Here is a 17,874-nt window from a genome sequence, read left to right as displayed (position 1 = left end):
CGTCCGACCTCCGGCGTAACCCCCGATGCCGGTGCCCGCGCACCCGATAGGCTGGGCGCGTGCTTCTCTCCGATCGTGATATCAAGTCCGAACTGGGTGCCGGGCGGATCGCGCTGGAGCCGTACGAGCCGGCGATGGTCCAGCCGTCGAGCATCGACGTCCGGCTCGACCGCTTCTTCCGCCTGTTCGACAACCACAAGTACCCGTACATCGACCCCGCGATCGACCAGCCGGAGCTGACCCGGTTCGTCGAGGTGGACCCCGACCAGGCATTCATCCTGCACCCGGGCGAGTTCGTGCTCGGGTCCACGTTCGAGCTGGTGAGTCTGCCCGACGACGTTGCCGCGCGGCTGGAGGGCAAGAGCTCGCTCGGGCGGCTCGGCCTCCTCACCCACTCCACGGCGGGGTTCATCGACCCCGGCTTCTCCGGGCACGTGACCCTGGAGCTGAGCAACGTCGCGACGCTGCCGATCAAGCTGTGGCCGGGGATGAAGATCGGCCAGATGTGCTTCTTCCGGCTGTCGTCCGCGGCCGAGAAGCCGTACGGCTCGGCCGAGTACAGCTCGCGGTACCAGGGCCAGCGCGGACCGACTGCCTCACGTTCGTACCTCAACTTCCACCGGACCGACGTGTCCGCGACCGAAGCCGGACGCCCGTCCTCCTAGTCCCCGACCCGAGAGGGCTGCCCATGAGCGAGTCGACCGATTCCCTTTTCGCGCGAGCCCTGATCGCGGCCGAGCCGACGCCGGAGCGTCCGCAACGGATGCACCTGTTCGGGCAGCTCGTCGGGAGCTGGCGGGCCGACGTCCGCTTCCTGGACGAGGCCTCGGGTGCGTGGACGGAACGGGTCGAGGAGTGGGTGTTCGCGTACACGCTCGGCGGCCGGGCCGTGCAGGACGTGCTGGTGGCGCGCGACCCCGAGCATCCCGAGTCCCTCGCCGCCCACGGCTCGACCGTGCGCGTCTACGACTCGACGCTCGGCGCGTGGCGGGTGAGCTGGTTCGGCGCCGCGGCCGGCGACTTCTGCACGCTGGTCGCCACACCGCATCGCCGCGACGGCATCCGGCAGGACGGCACCCAGACCGACGGCCGGCCGATCCGCTGGAACTTCTCGAAGATCACCGCCGAGTCGTTCGAGTGGGACGGCTGGGTCTCGAACGACGAGGGCCGCACCTGGTGGCTGGAGCAGCACGTCGACGCGGTGCGCACGGGCTGATCCGTCGTGCGCCGCGGCTGTGCGGTCCCGCAACTGATACCTCGGCGAACTGCTTCGTCTCCGAATGGATTCGCTTCGCGGCATACGCTCCGCGAGTTATCCACAGTCGATTACACAGGTGGAAAATAGTGAGTCAGACTCACAGCTGGCCTGAAGCTTCGGGTGCGTCGTCGGCGTAGAGAGCGGGCAACTGGAGGGTCAGCCAGGGGCTGAACGCCCACGGCGTGGCCTCCACCGCCGCCAGCAGCGCACGCGGGTCGACCCACTCCCATTCGGCGACTTCGTCGGCGGACGGGTTCAGGTCGGCGGCGATCGTCGCCGTGAACACCGGGCAGACCTCGTACTCGACGATGCCGGCGGCGTCGGTGGCGCGGTACTGGAAGTCGGGGATGACCGGCACGAGGTTCTCCACCGAGGTGCCGAGCTCGTCGGCCGCGCGGCGCGCGATCGCGGCCTCCATGGACTCGCCAGGAGCCGGATGCCCGCAGAACGAGTTGGTCCAGACGCCAGGCCAGGTCGCCTTGCTCAGCGCGCGGCGGGTCACGAGGATGCGGCCCTCGCCGTCGAAGAGGTGGCAGGAGAAGGCCAGGTGGAGGGGCGTGTCCGTGGTGTGGACGGTCGCCTTGTCCGCGGTCCCGATCGGGGTGCCGTCCTCCGCGAGCAGGACGACCTCTTCGCGCGGTGACGTCATGCGTCCATCCTAGGCGCGGGCGGGGCGGGGGAAAGGGGTGCGGCGAGGGGGCGCGGCCGGTGGTCGCGCCCCCTCGGAGTCTGCCGGCGCCTCAATCGGCGTCGGTGCCCACTTCCGGGTCGGTGCCCTGTTGGGAGTCGGGGGCGGTGGTGGTCTCCTCGGCCTCCTCCGCGCGCGGCGTCCAGCCGAGATTGCGCGCCATCGCCTCGAGGGTGGCGAGCGTGGTGGCGAGGTCGGCGGGGTCGATGCCCTCGGACACCGTCGCCCGCGCCGTGCGGATGTGCTCGGCCGCGGCGTCGTGCGCGGCGCGTCCCTCGTCGGTCAGCGTCGCGCGATCCCCGTCGAACCAGACCCAGCCGCGCTCGACGAAGTCCGCGAGGATGCGGTCCACGCCGCCGCGGCAACGCCCCTCGAAACCGTGCCGGCCGGCGAACGGCGGACGGCCGTGCCCTGCGTGCTCGTGCCCCCACGCGTCGGGACCGAACCGGCCGGGGCCGAAGCCGCGACCGTAGCGGCCGGGCCGAAGCCGCCGTACCCGGGCCAGCCATGCCCGGATCCGCCGGGACCGAAGCCGTGCCCGGCGTGCGCACGCTCGACGCCGCGGACGAAGCCGCGCTCGAAGCCGCGCTCGAACGCCTGCTCGGCGCCGTGGTGGTCGGGATGCGGGTGGTGGGAGTGGTCGCCGTGCTCGTGCTCCTGGTGGTGGTCGTGCCCCTGGTGGTCGTGGTCGTGCCCCTGGTGCTCGTCGCCGTGCGCGTGGGCGCCGCGGTCGGGCCCATAGGAGTCGGCTTCGCTCTGGTCGTGTGTGTGGCCGGTGTGGTCGGGTCCGTGGTCGTGCGCGCCGTGGTCGTGGTCGTGCCCGTCGTGGTCGTGCGGCCCGTCCTGCACGCGGGAGTTGTCGTGCTCCATCCACGCGCGGTACATCTGCTGGCGGCGCTCCCATTCGCGCCGCATCCAGTCGGGGCGGCCGCGCCATTCCCGAGGACCAGCGGCCGCGTGGGTCTGCTCGTCGGAAGGCGCGTCCGCCGCGTCAGGACGTCCGGCGTCCGTGGGCTGGCCTCCGAATGGGCGTCCGCCGCGGCGCCCGCGGTGCGGGAGGGAGGCGTAGAGCTCGTCGGCGGTGGCCGGGCCGTCCGCGAGGGTGTGCAGCACGCGCCAGCCCCGGCGGCCGAGGTCGAGCTCGTGGAGCTCGTCGCGCGTCCGGGCGCGGAGGCGCGCGCTGATCTCGCCGAACCAGAAGTACGGCGGGGTGTCGGATGAATCGTGGGTGTTCGAGTCGTCGATGGTCGTCATCGGGAGACTCCCTTCGTTTTCTATGTACTGTTACAAGTAAATGTATAGTTACATGCATGGCTGAGGATCGTCAAGAGCAGGACCGTTCGCCCGAAGCGGACGTGGTCGCACTCATCGAGCGCTCACTGGTCGCCGTCCGCCGCGACCAGTCGCGCCGCCGCCCGACCGGGCCGTGGGACCACGGCGCCTACCCCGGTCACGGCCGCGCCAACCACGGCGTCGACCACGGCGGCAACGGCACGGATCACAGCGGCCCCACCGATGGCGCCGACCAGACCCGCGACCGCGACACGGACCACCAGCGTCCCGACCACGACTCCGCCCACCCCGCCATCGACGACACCGACGCGCGCAACGCCACCGCCCCCCACGACCATCACGGCCACTCCCACCCCACCCCGCACGGCTTCGACCCGCACACCTGGTCCCCGCGCGGCCCGTGGGCCGGATTCCCCGGACCGTTCGGCGACTCCGCCCGCCCCGGTCCCGGTCGCCGCGGACGCGACGGATCGCTCGGCCGCTTCGCCCGCGTCCGGATGCTCGAGGCGCTGGCCGCGGCCGAGGCGGAGGGGCGGCAGCTCTCGGTCAGCTCCCTCGCCACCGCGATCGGCGTCGATCAGCCGCGCGCGAGCCGGCTCGTGCAGGAGGGCGTGGAGCGCGGGCTCGTGCGGCGCGTGCCCGACCCGTCCGACGCGCGGCGGGCGCTCATCCAGCTGACCACCGCCGGGCGCTCACAGCTCGGAGAGGTCCAGGACCACCGCCGCTCCGCCGTCGAGACCGCCCTGGCCTCCTTCACCCCCGAGGAGGCCCGCACCTTCGCCGAACTCTTCGCCCGCTTCGTCCAGGCCTGGCCTCGCTGACTCCTACCGCGGCGACCGCACCGGAATCAACAGCAGCAACCCCACCAGCAGCACGAGCACGATCCCGAGGATGCCCCAGTACTGCGCCCCGCCGACCGCGACGAACAGCGCGAACAGCAGCGGCGCCACGAACGACACCGCCCGCCCGCACGTCGCGTACAGCCCGAACACCTCGCCTTCGCGCCCGGCCGGCGTCACCCGGGTCAGGAAGGTCCGGCTCGCCGACTGCGCCGGCCCGACGAACAGGCACAGGAGCAGCCCGAACACCCAGAACGCGATCGCCCCGCCGTCGTGGAGGAAGAACACCGCGAGTCCCGCGATCACCAGTCCGACCAGCGCCGTAACGATCACCGGCTTCGCGCCGAACCGGTCGTCGAACCGCCCGGACAGCACCGTGCTCAGCCCCGCGACCACGTTCGCCGCGATGGCGAACACGATCACGCCCGACTGGCTGAACCCGAACGTCCCCTTCGCGAGGATGCCGCCGAACGTGAACACGCCCACCAGCCCGTCCCGGAACAGCGCGGACGAGATGAGGAACAGCACCGTGTTCCTGCTCTCCCGCCACAGCACCCCGAGGTCGCGGAACAGCAGCCCGTACGACGCGAAGAACCCGACCCGCGGCAGCCGCCGGTTGGCCGGCGCCTCCGGAACCTTCAGCAGCACCGGGATGGACAGCGCGAGCGCCCAGATCGCGGCGACCAGCGCAACGAGCCGGTAGTTGAGCCCATGATCCGTCGTGACGTGGAGGATGCCTCCCGTGCCGTCGCCGTTGGGTGACGCGAGCAGCACGAGCACGATGACGAGCAGCAGGATGCCGCCGAAGTAGCCGCTGGCCCAGCCGAGTCCGCTCACACGGCCGACCGTCTTGGGCGTCGAGACCTGCACGAGCATCGCGTTGTAGTTGACGGTCGCGATCTCGTAGAACACGGTCCCGACCGCGACGAGGACGACGCCGAACAGGAAGAACGACGGCTCGCCGACGACGAAGAACATCAGCGCGGTGAGGACCACCACGACGCCGGTGTTGATCCCCAGCCACAGCTTGCGGCGGCCGGAGCCGTCCGTTCGCCGCCCGAGCACGGGTGCGAGGACGGCGACGACGATCCCGGCGATCCCGATGCCCCACGCCAGCCCGCTGGAGAGGCCGGCGATCGCGCCGGTCACCGCGTGGTGAGCCGGCCCGGAGGCGTCCTTCTCCGCGTTCTGCGCTGAGACGAGCCCGGGGGAGATGAAGTAGTCGGAGGTCAGGTAGACCGTGAAGACGAACGTGGTGATGACCGCGTTGAAGGCGGCGCCGCCGGCATCCCACAGCGCCCACGACGCCACCCAGCTGCGCGGGATGCGGCGCTCGGTGGAGCTGTCGGCGAAGATCGGGCTGGCCGCGGTCGCGAGGGCGTCGCCGTCGCCGCCCGCCGGTCGTTCGGTCGTCATGGGGACAGCGTAGGGCGTGGCGGGGAACGCGCGGTGAACCGCGCGTGCGGGGTCAGCGCGTGCCGTCGCCGGCGAGCACGTACGCGCGCAGCCACCCCGTCACCGGCTCGCTGTCGTGCAGGAACCCCGCGATCCGCTCGGCGGCCTCCGGCGTCGCGAACCAGTCGGGGACGCCCCACTCCTCCCACGTGATCAGCCCCTTGTAGCGGAGCAGCTCCGCGCGCGGGTGGTCGGCCGCGAACCCGCGCGGCGCGGTCTTGAGCTGGTCGGTGCCCTCGATGCCGATCCCCGCCGCCCGGACCGCCTCCACCGCCGCCGTCAGCTCGCCGCCGGTCTTCGGGGCGTCCACTGCGCGGCGGTACCGGTCGAGCTGCGCCCTGTCGAGCTGGTGGGCGCCCGCCCCCGCTGCGAGTCCTTCCGCCGACACCTGCACGTAGCCGCCGCGCTCGAACGTCATCGCCGCGTGCAGCTTGTACGGCGACTTGTCCGCCGAGAACCGCACGTCGCGGTACGGCCGGAACAGCTTTCCCGCCCCGAATTCGGGCTCCAGCTCGTCCGCGAGCGCGTGGAGCGGCCCGGCGACGCGCGTCTCGTAGCGGTCCCGGTTCTCCAGCCAGAAGGCCTTGTCGTTGTGCACGGTCAGCTCACGGTAGAACGCGATCGCGTCCTCGTCGAACCCGGTGAATGTCATGGCCCGATCGTACGTCGGCGCGCGGGCCGCCCGGATGAGAGGTTGTCCAGGAGGCGTGGAGTGCGGATGCTGTCGGTATGGACACGATGAAGGTCGCGGTCGCCGGCGGAACCGGCGTGGTGGGTGCTCGCACGGTCGAAGCTCTGCGGAGGGCGGGGCACGAGGCGGTGGTGCTGAGCCGCTCCCAGGGCACGGACCTCCTCGCCGCGGCCCACGACACGGGCGAGGCGCACCGGCTCGCCCGCACGCTCGACGGCTGTGCGGCCGTCGTGGATGTGACCTCGGTGACGACGATGGGAGGCGCGGCCTCCACACGCTTCTTCGAGGCGGTGACGACGGCGCTCCTCACTGCGGAGCGGGCCGCCGGTGTGAAGCATCACGTCGCGCTCTCGATCGTGGGCGCGGCGGCGGCGCCCTACGCGTACTACGCGGGCAAGGCCGCCCAGGAGCGGCTGGTGATGGCGAGTGGGGACGGCTGGAGCCTGCTGCGTGCGACGCAGTTCCACGAGTTCGCATCCCAGCTCGCGGCGCGGTCCCGCGGCCGCGTGAAGCCGGTCCCTGCGGTGCGGTCGCAGCCGGTCGCGGCGGCGGAGGTCGGCGCGCGCCTCGCCGAGCTGGCGACCGGGGAGCCGGTCGGGCTCAGCCGCGACCTCGGCGGCCCGCAGGTGGAGGACATGCCCGCCCTCGTCCGCCGCTACCTCGCCGCGGTCGGGAGCACCGCCCGTGTGTTCGCGGTGCCGCTGCCCGGCCGCTGGGGCCGCGCGCTCCGCGACGGCACCCTGCTGCCGGGGCCCGACGCCCAGCTCGGCACCGTCACTTTCGACGACTACCTCGCCACCGTCGCGCGCGATTCGTGACGAATGTCGCGTTTCGCGCGCGCTAAGCGTCGATTCGTGGCGAATGTCGCTGGCCGCTACGCCGTGATTCGTGCGGAATCGTCGCCGTGATGGTGCCGCGGGCCGCCGCGGAGTGGCACTCCGACGACGGCGAGGATGAGCGCCAGCACCGCGCCGCAGAAGATCGCGATGTCCGCGACGTTCCCGATGAACCAGTTCGCGTAGGCGATGAAGTCGACCACGTGCCCCTGCCCGAACGACGGCGCCCGGAACAGCCGGTCGCCCAGGTGGGTCACCGCGCCGCCGAGCAGGAGGCCGAACGCGATGGCCCACGACCGCGCGCCCACCCGCCGCGAGAAATAGAGGAGCGCGACGACCGCCAGTGCGGCGATGATCGTGAACACCCAGGTCTGGTCCACCAGGAACGAGAACGCCGCACCCGAGTTGTAGATGAGCTGGATGCCGAGCAGGTTCCCGATCAGCGAGTGGTAGACGCCGACCTGGAGGCTCGCGGTCGCCCACAGCTTGGTGAGCTGGTCCGCGAGCACGACGACGACGGCGATGACCAGGATGAGGACCAGCGCACGCGAGCGGCGCCGCGGGAATTCGGCGTCCGCCTGCTGCTCGGACGGTTCGGTGCTCTCGCTCACCGTGTCATCCTCGCATGCGCGCGGGACGCGAAACGACGAGCTATCTCGCTAGACCGACACCGGCAACGCGTACTGCTCGGCCCCGCCGTCCCCGCGCACCTGCCGGTGGATGTCCTCCATCGTGATGTCGAGCTGCCCCGCCGTGCCCGCCGCCGCCGTGAGGTCGCGCAGCAGCGCCTCCGGCACCTCGCCGTCGTACTTGTAGTAGATCTTGTGCTCGAGGCTCGCCCAGAAGTCCATCGCCACCGTGCGGAGCTGCACCTCCACCGGAACCGCGACCGGCCCGCCGCTGAGGAAGACCGGCACCTCCACGATGACGTGCAGGCTCTTGTACCCGTTGGGCTTCGGGTGCGCGATGTAGTCCTTCACGCGCAGCACGCGCACATCCTCCTGCGCCGTCAGCAGCTCGAATACGCGGTAGACGTCGGAGACGAACGAGCAGACGATCCGCACGCCCGCGATGTCGGTGATGGCGTCGCGGATCGCGTCGAACGACGGCTCGCAGTTCTTCCGGATGACCTTCTGCTCCAGGCTCTCGGCCGATTTCAGCCGGCTGGAGATGTGCTCGATCGGGTTGTAGTCGTGCAGCTCGGCGAACTCCTCGCGCAGGATGGACACCTTGGTGGAGATCTCGTCGATGCCGAACTTGTACGGCATGATGAACCGCGCGAAGTCCTCGCGGAACGCCTGCACCTCGCTGAGCGTGGCCGGATCGATGCTCTGCAGAGCCTCGATCGCCCGGGTGGAGAGCAGCGGGGCCGGGTCCGAATCCATGTCATCGACGCTATCGACGCGGGTTGTGGAACCGGTGTGAATCCCCTGTCGCCAAACCCCCGGTGGCTGTGCTTTCGTGTGCGCATGACCGGGGGAGCCGAAACGCCTGTGAGCGACGCGACGGGAGCCGCCGCGCCCTTCAACTTCCGCCTCGCGATCCTGCTCGCGATGGCGATGTTCGTGCTCGTCGTGGACACCTCGCTGATGAACGTCTCGATCTCGGCCGTGGTCCACGACCTGCACACCACGGTCAGCGGAGTCCAGGGCGCGATCGCGCTGGAGGCCCTGGTCTCGGCCGCGTTCATCCTGATCGGCGGCAAGACCGGCGATCTCATCGGCCGCAAGCTCGCGTACATCCTCGGCCTGCTCGGTTACGCCGTCGGCGCCGTCGCGATGACTCTTGCGCAGAACCTCATCGCGATCATCATCTTCTGGGCGGTGGTCGGCGGGATCGGCGCCTCGCTGCTGCTGCCGGCGATGCAGTCGCTCATCCACGGCAACTTCGAGGGCGCGCACCAGAAACGGGTCTACGCGCTCGTCGGCGCGTCCGCCGCCATCGCCGCCGCCGTCGGGCCGCTGCTGGGCGGGTTCATCACGACCTTCCTGTCGTGGCGGGTCGGGTTCCTGCTGGAGGCCGTCATCATCGCGGTGGTGCTCGCCGGGATCGGGCTGGTCCACGACGTCCCGTACACCGGCTCGCGCTCGATCGACCTGGTCGGCGCGCTGCTGTCGGTCGTCGGGATGGGCGGCATCGTGACCGGCATCCTGGTCTGGCAGGAGGGCGGCCAGTACGTGCTGCTGCTGATCGTCGTCGGCGTCGCGGCGCTCGTCGGCCTCGTGTTCTGGCTGCGTTCGCGCGCCCGCCGCGGCAAGCCGACCCTCCTCGACCCCGCCCTGTTCTCGTCGAAGCTCTTCCGCACCGGCGTCAGCGGCCAGCTCCTCCAGCAGGTGGCGCTCGGCGGCACCATGATCGCGCTGCCCATCTATCTGCAGATGGTGCTGGAGTACAACGCGCTGCAGGCCGGCCTCTCCATCGCCCCGCTGTCGTTGAGCATGTTCGTCGTCGCACTGCTCGCCGGCCGGAGGGCGAAGGGCCGCCCCGCGAACCTGATCCTGTGGGGCTTCCTGCTCTCCGTAGCCGGTATCGCGATCCTGTTGCCGATCGTGCCGATCGCCACGAACGGCTGGTTCCTGACCATCCCGCTGATCGTTTCGGGCAGCGGCCTCGGTCTCCTGGTCTCGCAGCTCAACAACTACACCCTGTCGCCGATCAGCGACGAGCGGGTCAGCGAGGCCGCGGGTGTCAACTCCGCCGCCGGCTCGTTCGGGCTGTCGTTCGGCCTGGCGTTCGCCGGCGCGATCATGCTGGCGACGCTCGCCTTCACCTTCACCGCGATGACGAACGCGAGCACTGTCCTCCCGACCGCCGACAAGCAGCAGGTGGCGACAGCGCTTGAGGAGGACGCCCAGGTGATGTCGAACACCCAGCTCGAGAAGCAGCTGGCCGCCGAGACGCCGGAGGTCCGCGCGGAGGTCGTCCGCATCAACACCGAGTCGCGGCCGATCGCGCTCCAGGTCGCGCTGCTGGTGCCGCTCGCCGCGGGCCTGCTGGGCGCGGGCAACGCGCTGCGGATGCGGCGCCTCCCGGACCCCGCGCCGTCGGACAGCGATGCGCCGGTTCTCGGTTAGCGGAATAGACCAGCCGACCTCAAAGTTGAGTCAAAGGTACTCAAGTTTTGATCCGCACGGCTTGACAGCCTCCCACCCGGGATGTCAGGCTTGAGCCGTCGAGGCTCAACTCTTGACCCCATGACTTCACCGGCTATCCAACGCCAGCAACAAAGGAGAGAAAGCACATATGTCACGTGCAGTAGGAATCGACCTCGGAACCACCAACTCCGTCGTCTCGGTGCTCGAGGGCGGCGAGCCCACGGTCATCGCCAACGCGGAGGGCTTCCGCACCACGCCCTCCGTCGTCGCCTTCACCAAGGACGGCGAGGTGCTCGTCGGCGAGACCGCCAAGCGCCAGGCGGTCACCAACGTCGACCGCACCATCTCGTCCGTCAAGCGCCACATGGGCACCACGTGGACCCAGGAGATCGACGGCAAGAAGTACACCGCCCAGGAGATCTCGGCCCGCATCCTGCAGAAGCTCAAGCGCGACGCCGAGCAGTACCTCGGCGACACCGTCACCGACGCCGTGATCACCGTCCCGGCCTACTTCAACGACGCCGAGCGCCAGGCCACCAAGGAGGCCGGCGAGATCGCGGGCCTCAACGTGCTCCGCATCATCAACGAGCCCACCGCCGCGGCCCTCGCGTACGGCCTCGACAAGGGCAAGGAGGACGAGCTCATCCTCGTCTTCGACCTCGGTGGCGGAACCTTCGACGTCTCCCTCCTCGAGGTGGGCAAGGACGACGACTTCTCGACCATCCAGGTCCGCTCGACCGCCGGCGACAACCGCCTCGGCGGCGACGACTGGGACCAGCGCGTCGTCGACTGGCTGATCAAGCGTTTCAAGGACTCCACCGGCGTCGACGTCTCCAAGGACAAGATCGCGCTGCAGCGCCTCAAGGAGGCCGCTGAGCAGGCCAAGAAGGAGCTCAGCTCCTCGATGAGCACCAGCATCCAGCTCCCCTACCTGTCGCTGACCGAGAACGGCCCGGCCAACCTCGACGAGACGCTCACCCGCGCCCAGTTCGAGCAGATGACCAGCGACCTCCTCGACCGCACCAAGAAGCCCTTCCAGGACGTCATCCGCGAGGCCGGCATCAAGGTGTCCGACATCGCGCACGTCGTCCTCGTCGGCGGCTCCACCCGCATGCCCGCCGTGAGCGAGCTCGTGAAGCAGGAGACCGGCGGCAAGGAGCCCAACAAGGGCGTGAACCCGGACGAGGTCGTCGCCGTCGGCGCCGCCCTGCAGGCCGGCGTCCTCAAGGGCGAGCGCAAGGACGTCCTCCTCATCGACGTCACCCCGCTGTCCCTGGGCATCGAGACCAAGGGCGGGATCATGACCAAGCTCATCGAGCGCAACACGGCCATCCCGACCAAGCGCAGCGAGACCTTCACCACGGCCGACGACAACCAGCCGTCCGTCGCGATCCAGGTCTTCCAGGGCGAGCGCGAGTTCACCCGCGACAACAAGCCGCTCGGCACCTTCGAGCTGACCGGCATCGCCCCGGCCCCCCGCGGCATCCCGCAGATCGAGGTCACCTTCGACATCGACGCCAACGGCATCGTGCACGTGTCCGCCAAGGACAAGGGCACCGGCAAGGAGCAGTCGATGACGATCACCGGCGGCTCCAGCCTGCCGAAGGACGACATCGAGCGCATGGTGCGCGAGGCCGAGGAGCACGCGGCGGAGGACAAGAAGCGCCGCGAGTCCGCCGAGACCCGCAACCAGGCCGAGCAGCTCGTCTACTCGAACGAGAAGCTCATCAAGGACAACGAGGACAAGCTCCCGGAGGACGTCAAGAACGAGGTCGAGGGCGACATCGACGCACTGAAGACCGCGCTCGCAGGCGACGACGACGAGGCCGTGAAGACCGCGTACGACAAGCTCAACGAGAGCCAGCAGAAGATCGGCCAGGCCATCTACTCGGCCGCGCAGGCGTCCGAGGCCCCGGCCGGCGACGCCGGCGAGGCGGGCGCCGAGGGCGAGGGCTCCTCCTCCGACGATGAGGACGTCATCGACGCCGAGGTCGTCGAGGACGAGGAGAAGAAGTAACCATGGCCGACAAGAACCGAGACGGGGCCGGCTCGGAGGAGCCGGAGCGCGAGGAGCCGATCGTCCGCGACAAGCGGAGGATCGACCCCGAGACCGGCAAGGTTCGCGAGCCGCAGCGCGACGAGCACGACCTCTCGCACGAGGAGCTGGTGGACGTCGGTCCGGCCGACGAGGAGGAGGCGAGCGTCCTGTCGGACGACGACCTCGACATCCTCTCCGGTCAGACCACGTCCGACCAGCTCGCGGCGGAGCGGCTCGCCGACCTCCAGCGGGTGACCGCGGAGTACGCGAACTACCGCAAGCGCACCGAGGCCAACCGGGAGATCGAGCGCGAGCGCGCGATCGGGGACGCCGTCAAGGGTCTCATCCCGGTGCTCGACGACGTGGAGCGCGCCGACAAGCACGGCGACCTCACGGAGGGCAGCGCGTTCGCGACCATCGCGGCCAAGCTGCGCACCGCGGTCGAGCGGCTCGGCCTCACCCCCTACGGCGAGAAGGGCGAGCCCTTCGACCCGCAGGTCCACGAGGCGATCTTCCAGCAGCCCACCCCCGGCGTGACGGCCGACACCGTCGCGGAGGTGGTGGAGACGGGCTACCGGCTGGGCTCCACCGTGGTCCGGGTGGCCAAGGTGGTCGTCGCCACCCCGGCCTGACCGGCCGGACGATGAGCGCCAGGAGCGGCGGGATGCGTGTCCCGCCGCTCCTCGCGCCACGACACATGCAGACTTCGACACAGACGACGCGCCCCACGAGGGCGGCGACCACGACAGCACAGGCAGGAGAGGAGGCGCCGTGGCAAGCCAGGACTGGTTCGACAAGGACTTCTACAAGGTCCTAGGCGTCTCCAAGGACGTCAGCGAGGCGGACCTCAAGAAGACGTACCGCAAGCTCGCGCGCAAGTACCACCCGGACTCCAACCCGGGCGACCCGGCGGCGGAGGCCAAGTTCAAGGAGATCAGCGAGGCCCACTCGGTGCTCGCCGACCCCGAGCAGCGCAAGGAGTACGACCAGATCCGCGCGATGGGCTCCGGCGCGCGGTTCACCGCTCCGGGTTCGAGCAGCCAGGGCGGCTTCGACGACGTGTTCGGCGGGATGTTCGGCGGCCAGGGCGGCCAGCGCGGCTACACATTCCAGCAGGGCGGCCAGGGCGGCTTCGACGACGTCTTCGGCGGCCTCTTCGGCAACGGTCGGTTCGGCACGACGAGCGGCGGCTACCGCGGCTACGGCGGCCCGACCCGCGGCAACGACGTGACCGCTCACACCACCATCGACTTCCTCACCGCGACCAAGGGCGAGACCATCAGCCTCCAGGCCGCGGACGGCAAGCCGTTCAAGGTGAAGATCCCGGCGGGCGTGGCCGACGGCCAGAAGATCAAGCTGCGCGGCAAGGGCCAGCCCAGCCCGGACGGCGGGGAGGCCGGCGACATCGTCCTCACCGTGGCCGTGCGCAAGCATCCCGTGTTCGAGCGCGACGGCCTGAACCTCCGCGTCACCGTGCCGGTCACCTTCGCGGAGGCCGCGCTCGGCGCGACCATCGAGGTGCCGACGCTCGGCGGCGAGCCGGTCAAACTGCGCGTCGCCCCCGGCACCCCGAGCGGCCGCGTGCTGCGGGTGAAGGGCCGGGGCGTGCAGACGGCGAAGGGCACGGGTGACCTCCTCGCCGTCGTGCAGGTCGCTGTCCCGTCGCACCTGTCCAGTGACGCCAAGGAGGCTCTCGAGGCCTTCGCCGAGAAGCTTCCCGACGAGAACCCGCGAGAGGACATCCTGGCCAAGGCTCGGGGCTAGCCATGGACGAGAACACGCAGGTCTTCGTGATCTCGATCGCCGCCGAGCTGGCGGGCATGCACCCGCAGACGCTCCGGCAGTACGACCGGCTCGGGCTCGTGAGCCCCGGCCGGACGGCCGGCAAGTCGCGCCGCTACTCGATGCGCGACGTCGAGAAGCTCCGCGAGATCGCGCGGCTGGGCTCCGAGGGCGTCAGCCTGGAGGGCATCCGCCGCATCCTGGAGCTGGAGGATCACGTCAACGCGCTGAGCGACCGGGTGCGCGACCTGGAGTCGGCGCTCGCCGACGAGCTGCTCAACCGCCCCGGTCGGCGCGTCTTCGCCGCCGGATCGGAGGGGGAGGTCGTCTCCATGCGCGCCGGCACCCGCGTCCGCCGCAGCAACCAGATCGTGGTCTGGCGCCCGCTCGAGCGCTAGCGCCCCAAACGCCGAGGGGCACGTCGTTGTCACTTTTCCGTGTGGAAAGTGACAACAACGTGCCCCTCAGTCGTGTCCGTTAGCGCTTCGAAGCGGGGAGGACCTTCGTCCCCTCGATCTTCACCGCCTGGAGGGCGCGCGGGTCGAGCCCGAGCTGGCTCAGGATGGTGGGCGCGATCTGCGTCGTCTCGACCGGGGCGCCGATCCGCTGCGCGTGCTTCGCGCCCGGGGCCGAAACCAGGATCGGGACGTTGCGGTCGTCGGCGCTCGCGCCGCCGTGCTCCGCGATCTTCGCGGTGCCGCCCGTGTAGACGACGCCGGTCTGCGCGATGCCGAGCACGTCCGGGATGCGCGGGTCGGTGTTCGCGGTGCCGAAGTACTTCGCGACGCCCGGTCCGGCGTAGATCGTGGTGAGGCCGGAGGCCGGCACCGTGACCGGCGCCTTCGTGATGGTGTTGCCCGCAGCGGTGTGCGTCGCCAGGTACTGCTTGGCGAAGTCGGCTGCGACCTGCGTGTGGTCGTTCAGCCAGAGCTGCATGATGTCGTCGTCCGTCGAGAACGCGACCAGGTCGCCCGCGGCCGGGTGGGCGGCCTTCCACGCCGCGTTCAGACCGGCGATGATCGGCCCGTCGGGGACGCGCTTGAGGGCGGCCGGGTTCGTCGGGGACTGGCCGTGCTTGGCCGACAGGATGATCGTCGTGTCATCCGCGTGCCCGGTCTTCTTCAGCTCGGCGGTGAACGCGCCCAGCGACGCGTCGATGTAGCCGAGCGCCTTGGTCAGCAGCGGGCCAGGGGTAGAGCCGTCGGCGAGGTAGCCTCCGGTCAGCCCGTCCGAGGTCGGCAGCTTCTGCGCGGTCGAGACCGTCTGGAAGTTCATGCCGAAGATCCCGGGCACAGGCTCGGGCTTCGTGCCCGAGTGGTCCTTGCCGTCGATCTCGTTGAGCACGGCCTGAACCTTGTAGCCGTCGTACTGCTGCGTCGCCAGGTTGTCCTGCGTCCAGTCGCCGGTGAACGGCGCGGCGGCGTTGCTGTTGATCTCCGGGGTGAAGAGGTCGTCGACCCCGGTGCCCGACGGGCCGTTGAGGATCTCGTAGGCGGGGTGCTTGTCGCTCCACGCCGTGTGGAGGCCGGCCTGCTTGGCGACCTCGAAGATCGTGTTCACCTTGATGTACTGGTGCGGGTAGACCGGCTTGCACGTGGCAGGGTCGACCGGAAGCTGCGCGGGGTCGAGCAGGCTGGCGGGGGTGCCCGTCATCGACAGGATGCTGCCGGGGAGCCCGGCGAGACCCTGACCGGCGTCGATGCTCGCCTGGTTCTTGTCGGCGGCCTCGGTGAAGGCGACCTCCGCGCCCGGCTTCACGCCGACGCAGTTCGTCGTGCCGGCGGGCAGGAGCGCGTGGTTGAAGGTGTCGTCGTAGTAGACACCCGTGGTGCCCGGGTTGCCGCCGGTGGCCTGGGCGACCATCCCGGGGAACGAGTCGGAGGGGACCGGGGTGGAGGCGTTCGTGTAGTCGGTGCCGTGCGCCGCCAGGGCCGCCATCGCGGACGCGGGGTGCGTGCGGACGTACCAGTCGAGGTCCTTCTGGTGGAGGCCGTCCACCGAGAGGAGGAGCACGTGCTTCACGTCGGCGCGGGCGCCGTGGCCCTGGCCTTCGTCGGCGAGGGAGGGCGCGGCGGTGACGCCGACGAGCAGCGCTCCGCCGGCGATGGCGGCGCTCGCTGCGAGGACCCGGGGGCGTGCGGTCCGTCTGATGGGGGCCATCAGCATCCTTTCGAGAGGTCGCCCCCGAACGGGGGCGTTCAACCTCGTCGATCGTGGCCCGCGCGCGCGGGAGCCACCATGTCCCGGCGCAACTGCTCGCCCAGGCTTCACGCAGCGTTCACCGGGCGGGGGACGGCGTGGAGCGCGCTCTCAGGTGAGCGCCCGCGGGCCTGCGGATCTGCTCAGGAGAACCCGTGGTCAGAGCGACGTGGAGGCGCCCTGGCCGACGTACAGCGTGTTGCGGAACTCGCGCGCCTCCTCGGCGGCGATGTCGCTGTCGATGCCCGCGCGGACCTCCCGCATCAGCTTGTGCAGCTCCTCGTGCTTGCCCGGCACCCGCGCGTGGCCCGTGCTGTCCCAGAGGTTCGAGACCGGGAGGGTGTCGCCGGCCTCCACCGCCAGCGTCCACTCCTCGGTGGTCGCGACGGCGGCGAACTCCGAGTCCATCGTCACCAGCACGCTGATGTGGAGGGCGTCCGCCGAGATCGACCCGGCCTCGTTGACGAGGTCGAGCGTCCCGGTCGCGTCGGACAGGAACTCCACCGTGAAGCCGAGCGCCGCCGCGTCGCGGGCCGTCCCTGCGCAGCAGTGCTGGGTCATGTAGCCGGCGATCGTGACGGTGTCGATGCCTTCCGAGCGCAGCCACTGCTCGAGCTGGGTGCCCGCGAACGAGGAGACGCCCTGCTTCGTGACCAGGAGGTCCGGCTTCCGGTCGGCGACCGACGAGTGCAGGGCCGCGCCCTCCGAGCCGCGCGCGAACACCGGCGACCCCTCGTCCTCGATGTGCTGCACGAGCACGAGCTTCACGTCGTGGTCGGCGGCCGCGTCCATCGCGACCTCGATGTTCGGGATCGAGGTCATCAGGTCAGGGTGGCAGATCTTCAGGTTGCCGGTGACGTACTCGTTCTGCACGTCGATCACGATGAGTGCGCGCTTCATGTCCGCACTCTAACGCTGCGCGGCCGGAAGCGGGTGCCCCACCGACCCGGCCCACGCCTCCCACCGCTCCGGAAGCCATGCCCGGCCGGCGAGCTGCGGGTGGCCGGGATGCCGGGCCTGCGCCCACAGCACGAACAGCAGCTCCGCCCAGTAGGAGTAGACGCGCCAGGTGACGGGGCCCCGATCCGAGCGGCCCTGCAGTACGACCGTGTTGAACGCGACCACCTGCATGAGGTCCACGGACGCCCACTCCCACCAGAACGTGCCGGTGCTGGTGACGATGAAGAAGCCGAGGTTGGTGACCGTCAGCAGCCCCGCGTGGTCGGGCCGCCAGACCACCTGCGCGTCGGCCGCGGCCTGCGCGCGGGCGGCGTTGTTCCGCGAGGCGTTGGCGGCCAGCGTGCCGGCCGTCACCGCCAGGCCGACCACGCCGAAGCCGAACGCGTACGAGCCGGTGCGCTGGTAGCTGCCGTCGCCGAGCGCCCGCATCGAGTCGAGCGTGTACGTGCCCTGCGCGAGCGCGACCTCCCCGTCGTGCAGCGGGAACAGCGTGCGGATTCCCTGGTCGGGCACGACGCCGCCCGCCACCGCGTCGAGGATGCGCGCGGTGTGCCAGAGCGCGCTGTCGGCGTCGGTCCAGGGCCGGGCGCCTGGAACGGGGACGGCGGCGCCGCCTGCGCTGCTCCCGACCAGTTCGCCCGTCATGGCGGAGAGCTTACCGACGCGCACGCGTGTCCGTCATCTGCGCCGCACCCGCCCGCGCCGCGGGTAGGCTGGTGCGCGGCCTCCACGCTCACAAG

At 70.6% G+C, this 17,874-nt stretch carries 19 protein-coding genes; 9 read left to right on the top strand and 10 right to left on the bottom strand.

Going from position 1 to position 17,874, the window contains the following annotated elements:
• The first annotated feature begins 59 nt into the window (after positions 1 to 59).
• Both dcd and ABH923_RS09525 read left to right on the top strand, forming a co-directional pair.
• On the top strand, positions 60 to 665 hold the full coding sequence (gene dcd / locus ABH923_RS09530; protein WP_370055127.1) for a dCTP deaminase: 606 nt from the start codon (positions 60 to 62) through the stop codon (positions 663 to 665).
• Positions 666 to 688: 23 nt separating this feature from the next.
• Positions 689 to 1,216, top strand: coding sequence for a hypothetical protein (locus ABH923_RS09525; protein ID WP_370055126.1), 528 nt, complete (start codon positions 689 to 691; stop codon positions 1,214 to 1,216).
• 139 nt (positions 1,217 to 1,355) lie between these two features.
• On the opposite strand, the gene idi is transcribed toward ABH923_RS09525, so the two are convergent.
• From idi to ABH923_RS09510, 3 genes are all read right to left on the bottom strand, one after another.
• Positions 1,356 to 1,907, bottom strand: coding sequence for an isopentenyl-diphosphate Delta-isomerase (idi, locus tag ABH923_RS09520; RefSeq protein WP_370055125.1), 552 nt, complete (start codon positions 1,905 to 1,907; stop codon positions 1,356 to 1,358).
• Between the two features lie 91 nt (positions 1,908 to 1,998).
• Complete coding sequence (locus ABH923_RS09515; RefSeq protein WP_370055124.1) at positions 1,999 to 2,298, bottom strand: hypothetical protein; 300 nt, start codon at positions 2,296 to 2,298, stop codon at positions 1,999 to 2,001.
• A complete protein-coding gene (locus ABH923_RS09510; RefSeq protein WP_370055123.1) occupies positions 2,229 to 3,200 on the bottom strand; it encodes a hypothetical protein in 972 nt (323 codons plus the stop codon). Before ABH923_RS09510 ends, ABH923_RS09515 begins: the two co-directional genes overlap by 70 nt.
• A 56-nt stretch (positions 3,201 to 3,256) precedes the next feature.
• Here ABH923_RS09510 and ABH923_RS09505 point away from each other — a divergent pair, with 56 nt between their 5' ends.
• Entirely contained in the window at positions 3,257 to 4,060 is an 804-nt protein-coding gene (locus ABH923_RS09505; protein ID WP_370055122.1) for a MarR family transcriptional regulator, read from the top strand.
• A gap of 3 nt (positions 4,061 to 4,063) precedes the next feature.
• Here ABH923_RS09505 and ABH923_RS09500 read toward each other — a convergent pair whose 3' ends face one another.
• The gene (locus ABH923_RS09500; RefSeq protein ID WP_370055121.1) at positions 4,064 to 5,494 is read right to left on the bottom strand and encodes an MFS transporter; all 1,431 of its coding nucleotides are present in this window, start codon (positions 5,492 to 5,494) and stop codon (positions 4,064 to 4,066) included.
• Positions 5,495 to 5,546: 52 nt separating this feature from the next.
• A complete protein-coding gene (locus ABH923_RS09495; protein ID WP_370055120.1) occupies positions 5,547 to 6,185 on the bottom strand; it encodes a DUF2461 domain-containing protein in 639 nt (212 codons plus the stop codon).
• Between the two features lie 77 nt (positions 6,186 to 6,262).
• Between ABH923_RS09495 and ABH923_RS09490 the strand changes: the two genes are divergently transcribed.
• On the top strand, positions 6,263 to 7,042 hold the full coding sequence (locus ABH923_RS09490; RefSeq protein ID WP_370055119.1) for an SDR family oxidoreductase: 780 nt from the start codon (positions 6,263 to 6,265) through the stop codon (positions 7,040 to 7,042).
• A gap of 56 nt (positions 7,043 to 7,098) precedes the next feature.
• On the opposite strand, the gene ABH923_RS09485 is transcribed toward ABH923_RS09490, so the two are convergent.
• Positions 7,099 to 7,671 carry a signal peptidase II gene (locus ABH923_RS09485; RefSeq protein WP_370055118.1) on the bottom strand — a complete coding sequence of 191 codons (573 nt, stop codon included), beginning with the start codon at positions 7,669 to 7,671 and terminating at the stop codon, positions 7,099 to 7,101.
• 48 nt (positions 7,672 to 7,719) lie between these two features.
• Positions 7,720 to 8,445: a GTP pyrophosphokinase family protein gene (locus ABH923_RS09480; protein ID WP_370055117.1), complete on the bottom strand. Its 726-nt coding sequence runs from the start codon at positions 8,443 to 8,445 to the stop codon at positions 7,720 to 7,722.
• An 84-nt stretch (positions 8,446 to 8,529) separates the two neighbouring features.
• Here ABH923_RS09480 and ABH923_RS09475 point away from each other — a divergent pair, with 84 nt between their 5' ends.
• From ABH923_RS09475 to ABH923_RS09455, 5 genes are all read left to right on the top strand, one after another.
• Positions 8,530 to 10,134 carry an MFS transporter gene (locus ABH923_RS09475; RefSeq protein WP_370055116.1) on the top strand — a complete coding sequence of 535 codons (1,605 nt, stop codon included), beginning with the start codon at positions 8,530 to 8,532 and terminating at the stop codon, positions 10,132 to 10,134.
• A 169-nt stretch (positions 10,135 to 10,303) separates the two neighbouring features.
• Positions 10,304 to 12,172: a molecular chaperone DnaK gene (gene dnaK / locus ABH923_RS09470; protein WP_370055115.1), complete on the top strand. Its 1,869-nt coding sequence runs from the start codon at positions 10,304 to 10,306 to the stop codon at positions 12,170 to 12,172.
• A 2-nt stretch (positions 12,173 to 12,174) separates the two neighbouring features.
• Entirely contained in the window at positions 12,175 to 12,825 is a 651-nt protein-coding gene (locus ABH923_RS09465; RefSeq protein ID WP_370055114.1) for a nucleotide exchange factor GrpE, read from the top strand.
• 139 nt (positions 12,826 to 12,964) lie between these two features.
• Positions 12,965 to 13,957: a DnaJ C-terminal domain-containing protein gene (locus tag ABH923_RS09460; RefSeq protein WP_370055113.1), complete on the top strand. Its 993-nt coding sequence runs from the start codon at positions 12,965 to 12,967 to the stop codon at positions 13,955 to 13,957.
• A 2-nt stretch (positions 13,958 to 13,959) separates the two neighbouring features.
• A complete protein-coding gene (locus ABH923_RS09455) occupies positions 13,960 to 14,373 on the top strand; it encodes a heat shock protein transcriptional repressor HspR (RefSeq protein ID WP_370055112.1) in 414 nt (137 codons plus the stop codon).
• Positions 14,374 to 14,452: 79 nt separating this feature from the next.
• Here ABH923_RS09455 and ABH923_RS09450 read toward each other — a convergent pair whose 3' ends face one another.
• From ABH923_RS09450 to ABH923_RS09440, 3 genes are all read right to left on the bottom strand, one after another.
• The gene (locus ABH923_RS09450; RefSeq protein ID WP_370055111.1) at positions 14,453 to 16,135 is read right to left on the bottom strand and encodes an alkaline phosphatase family protein; all 1,683 of its coding nucleotides are present in this window, start codon (positions 16,133 to 16,135) and stop codon (positions 14,453 to 14,455) included.
• A gap of 198 nt (positions 16,136 to 16,333) precedes the next feature.
• On the bottom strand, positions 16,334 to 17,074 hold the full coding sequence (locus tag ABH923_RS09445; protein ID WP_370055110.1) for a cysteine hydrolase family protein: 741 nt from the start codon (positions 17,072 to 17,074) through the stop codon (positions 16,334 to 16,336).
• 9 nt (positions 17,075 to 17,083) lie between these two features.
• Positions 17,084 to 17,779 (bottom strand): hypothetical protein, encoded by a 696-nt coding sequence (locus tag ABH923_RS09440; RefSeq protein WP_370055109.1) that lies wholly within the window; start codon positions 17,777 to 17,779, stop codon positions 17,084 to 17,086.
• Between the last annotated feature and the right edge of the window lie 95 nt (positions 17,780 to 17,874).

The organism is Leifsonia sp. EB41, assembly GCF_041262565.1.
Classification (GTDB): Bacteria; Actinomycetota; Actinomycetes; order Actinomycetales; family Microbacteriaceae; genus Leifsonia.
The sequence above is the reverse complement of the archived record's forward strand: the minus strand, read 5'-3'. Positions and strand labels throughout refer to the sequence as shown.

Coding starts and splice junctions, on each gene's coding strand:
- ABH923_RS09525 (WP_370055126.1), top strand. CDS start 689: ATGAGCGAGTCGACCGATTCCCTTTTCGCGCGAGCCCTGATCGCGGCC.
- idi (WP_370055125.1), bottom strand. CDS start 1,907: ATGACGTCACCGCGCGAAGAGGTCGTCCTGCTCGCGGAGGACGGCACC.
- ABH923_RS09510 (WP_370055123.1), bottom strand. CDS start 3,200: ATGACGACCATCGACGACTCGAACACCCACGATTCATCCGACACCCCG.
- ABH923_RS09505 (WP_370055122.1), top strand. CDS start 3,257: ATGGCTGAGGATCGTCAAGAGCAGGACCGTTCGCCCGAAGCGGACGTG.
- ABH923_RS09500 (WP_370055121.1), bottom strand. CDS start 5,494: ATGACGACCGAACGACCGGCGGGCGGCGACGGCGACGCCCTCGCGACC.
- ABH923_RS09495 (WP_370055120.1), bottom strand. CDS start 6,185: ATGACATTCACCGGGTTCGACGAGGACGCGATCGCGTTCTACCGTGAG.
- ABH923_RS09490 (WP_370055119.1), top strand. CDS start 6,263: ATGGACACGATGAAGGTCGCGGTCGCCGGCGGAACCGGCGTGGTGGGT.
- ABH923_RS09480 (WP_370055117.1), bottom strand. CDS start 8,445: ATGGATTCGGACCCGGCCCCGCTGCTCTCCACCCGGGCGATCGAGGCT.
- ABH923_RS09475 (WP_370055116.1), top strand. CDS start 8,530: ATGACCGGGGGAGCCGAAACGCCTGTGAGCGACGCGACGGGAGCCGCC.
- dnaK (WP_370055115.1), top strand. CDS start 10,304: ATGTCACGTGCAGTAGGAATCGACCTCGGAACCACCAACTCCGTCGTC.
- ABH923_RS09465 (WP_370055114.1), top strand. CDS start 12,175: ATGGCCGACAAGAACCGAGACGGGGCCGGCTCGGAGGAGCCGGAGCGC.
- ABH923_RS09455 (WP_370055112.1), top strand. CDS start 13,960: ATGGACGAGAACACGCAGGTCTTCGTGATCTCGATCGCCGCCGAGCTG.
- ABH923_RS09450 (WP_370055111.1), bottom strand. CDS start 16,135: ATGGCCCCCATCAGACGGACCGCACGCCCCCGGGTCCTCGCAGCGAGC.
- ABH923_RS09445 (WP_370055110.1), bottom strand. CDS start 17,074: ATGAAGCGCGCACTCATCGTGATCGACGTGCAGAACGAGTACGTCACC.
- ABH923_RS09440 (WP_370055109.1), bottom strand. CDS start 17,779: ATGACGGGCGAACTGGTCGGGAGCAGCGCAGGCGGCGCCGCCGTCCCC.